Annotated in this window: 3 protein-coding genes; all 3 read right to left on the reverse strand. The window is 51.5% G+C overall.

What is annotated here, in order from left to right; all coding sequences use genetic code 11:
* A partial coding sequence (locus PO605_RS30680) for a hypothetical protein (protein ID WP_442874817.1) occupies positions 1 to 366 on the reverse strand: 366 nt, incomplete at its 3' end.
* Positions 367 to 506: 140 nt separating this feature from the next.
* On the reverse strand, positions 507 to 905 hold the full coding sequence (locus PO605_RS30685; RefSeq protein WP_198822379.1) for a hypothetical protein: 399 nt from the start codon (positions 903 to 905) through the stop codon (positions 507 to 509).
* A partial coding sequence (locus PO605_RS30690; RefSeq protein ID WP_272207338.1) for an RHS repeat domain-containing protein occupies positions 892 to 1,782 on the reverse strand: 891 nt, incomplete at its 5' end. The genes PO605_RS30685 and PO605_RS30690, both read right to left, overlap by 14 nt.

A 1,782-nucleotide genomic window follows, 5' to 3' on the forward strand; every position in this document is an offset into this window, starting at 1 on the left:
GCCTATGCCGTCTTCGGCATACAGGGTCTGCAGCGTGGCCGGTTGACCTGCGCCCCGCGCATCGCTCTTGAGCACGCTCTGGCCCAGGGCGTTGTAGACGTAGCTGACGGCCCGTGCATCGGCAGCGTCTGCGTACTCGCCGGCCTTGGCGATGCGGCCATCTGCGCCGTAGTGCAGGTGGTTGTCGCCCTTCTTGACCAGGCCGCCCGCAGCGTCGTAGCTGAAGGTCACGTTGCTGGTCTGCGCCGCGCTGCCCGGGCGCTGCAGCGTCTGGGCATAGCTTTGCAGGCGGTTGGTGCCCGCAGCGGTCTGGTAGGTGCGCTGCAGCGTGGAGGTGCCCGATGCCAGGGCATTGCTGTAGTGCACCTGGGTGCGGTTGCCGTTGGCGTCCCAGGCGTAGCCGGAGGCGCTGAGCTCGATGGTGTCGGCCAGGCTCCAGCCCGTGGGGAATATTTAGGGTGCTGTATGCATGAATTACGACCTTTCGTCACGACGGTCATGCCTATCTATCGACAATTCATTTCTAATAATCCTCTATATTTCATCAAAGTCTCATTTATATGATTCTCGTCATTTTTGTCTAGTTTATTCATAGATATGGAAAATGATATTTCTATATTTGAATTTGGCAAAATACTAGTCAATGTTGAGCTTTTTTCAGATTTATTGTTTAACTCAATCATAGTCACGTAAACACCGTCCACTCCAGCTTCAATTACTTCATTGCCGCCAACATCAACAACTGATTTTTTTATGCAATCCATTGTTGGATTTACAACATAGAACCGATAAGCTTTCTTCCACAAAAATTTATCATCATTTCTTTCCAAGAACTGGTAAATTGCATAAGAAATCACAAACACACAGAAAATAATACTTAGAATTATTTTTTTATTTTTTACCATGCAATCTCTCCAGAGATTCTATAAAACTCAATGGAATAACAGAGTGAGGTACATTTTTAAAATTCGACAACCGAAGGCCATCCGAAACGAAGGTCGTGCAATTATTAAAGGGAAGCGAATAAACTCCTGGATCGATGCTCATTTCTTTTATATATTTTTTCAACAAATCAACACTTTCTTGACTTCCTTCAATCCAAATCGATTTATCTGGTTGCTTCTGATGGAATGCATCTAACTCTACTGTACCAGGAACCCCCGGAAATATAAGCTCATAATTTGTCTTTGATGGGCTCGTGGGGTAGTATCCAAAAGATCCACTTCCATTTATCCCAACACCGACGTGACCAGAGCCGCCTCCATAGTAATAGACCATAACACCGCTTGAGTAGGGGCCCATACCTGGATTATCTAACCCTCGCGAGTCAGACCAATTTAACGGATTCCCACCCACATACCCAAACCGATTCCACCCACCCTCCAACCCGATCGGATCCGCCTGGATGTATCTCCCCGTCGCCGCATCGTAGTACCGGTGCAGGTTGTACGACAGCCCCGTCTCTTCATCAAACACCTGCCCCGGATACCGCAGGTCGAACTTCACCGCCTGCGCGTAGCTGGGGCCGCTGACCGTCTGGCCGTAGCCACGGTCGCCCGTGGTGGGCCGCACTTCGCCAAACCCTGAGATCAGCCATTGCCAGGCCACCTGCCCTTGCTGGTTGGTCAGGCGCCGGGGCGTGTTCAGGTGGTCCGTGTGGATGGCGTACAGCCGGCCGTTGATTTCTGCCGCAATGGGCATGGGGCCGCTGGCCGTGGGCAGGTAGATGATTTCCGTGCTGTCGCTCTGGCCTGCGGGCGCTGCGCTGTTGGCGCTGCGCTG

It is taken from the genome of Delftia sp. DT-2 (genome assembly GCF_028401915.1).
GTDB classification, from domain to species: domain Bacteria; phylum Pseudomonadota; class Gammaproteobacteria; order Burkholderiales; family Burkholderiaceae_C; genus Comamonas; species Comamonas tsuruhatensis.